This window comes from Bowmanella yangjiangensis (assembly GCF_017255015.1).
GTDB classification, from domain to species: Bacteria; Pseudomonadota; Gammaproteobacteria; order Enterobacterales; family Alteromonadaceae; genus Bowmanella; species Bowmanella yangjiangensis.
In genome coordinates, this window is the sequence record NZ_JAFKCS010000306.1 from 1 (window position 1) to 943 (window position 943).

Annotated in this window: 1 protein-coding gene; it reads left to right on the forward strand. The window is 62.7% G+C overall.

Going from position 1 to position 943, the window contains the following annotated elements; genetic code table 11:
• Positions 1-273: 273 nt before the first annotated feature.
• Positions 274-943, forward strand: a 670-nt coding sequence (locus tag J0A65_RS24185; RefSeq protein ID WP_206596812.1) for an SdiA-regulated domain-containing protein, incomplete at its 3' end; no start/stop codon positions are given.

The following is a 943-nucleotide window of genomic DNA, read 5'->3' on the forward strand; positions in this document are numbered from 1 at the left end:
GCTGGAGAGGTCGGTGCCCTCTCCTGGAGTTTTTGTGATCACAGAAGCCAGTTCGCCAGAGCATAGCGCTTTTTACGGGGAGATGAGTGTCGAATCGCCACTACTGTGTGCCGCCTGTCGTTGCCGGCCCCGGCGGGCAATGTCCCGTTACGTTTGCCTGCCCCTGGTGGAAGAACCCATGGGTGTTCGTCGCAGTCGGAGACTGCACTGCGCACGATTGCAACAAAACGGGCGCAGGCTGTCGTTCATCCACCTTCATGCGAGCGCTCTGCGATGTTGTCCGCTGCCAAGGGGATGCTTGGAAAGCTTCCTGTCCTCAGCCCATGGAAATGGGCGCTGTTGCTGGCCTTGCTGCTGGCGACCTATTCCCTGCGTCTGCTGCATCTCGATGAGCGGCTGTACTTCTGGATCAAGACCTCCTGGCATGAGGATGCCTGGGAGCATCGCAGCCTGTGGTTGCCCGAATACCGGGTGGCGATCGACGCCAAGCCGGTCGCCGGTGTCGGCAACAACTTCTCCGGGCTCAGCTTCGATGATGATCGCCAGCAGATCTGGGCGGTGGTCAACAACCCGGAGCAACTGCTGCGGCTGTCGCCTGAAGGCGAGCTGATCGCACGCTACCCGCTCGAAGGCTTCGAGGATGTCGAGGGCGTGACCTACCTGGGCGACGACCTCTTGCTGCTGGCCGAGGAGCGCAAGCACGCGCTGGTCGCCGTCGCCGTTCCAACGCAACCCGGAGGCGCGATTCGCCGCACGCAGCATCGGGCGCTGACGCTGAGCATCGATCTGGGAGGCAACCAGGGCTTCGAGGGGCTTGGCTACGACCGCGCCGGTGATCGCCTGTTCGTGGTCAAGGAACATTCGCCACGCAAGCTCTACGAGGTCAGGGGGCTCAAGAGCAGCCTGCAGGGCCGCTTCAACCTGGAAGTGATCGACCGCCAGG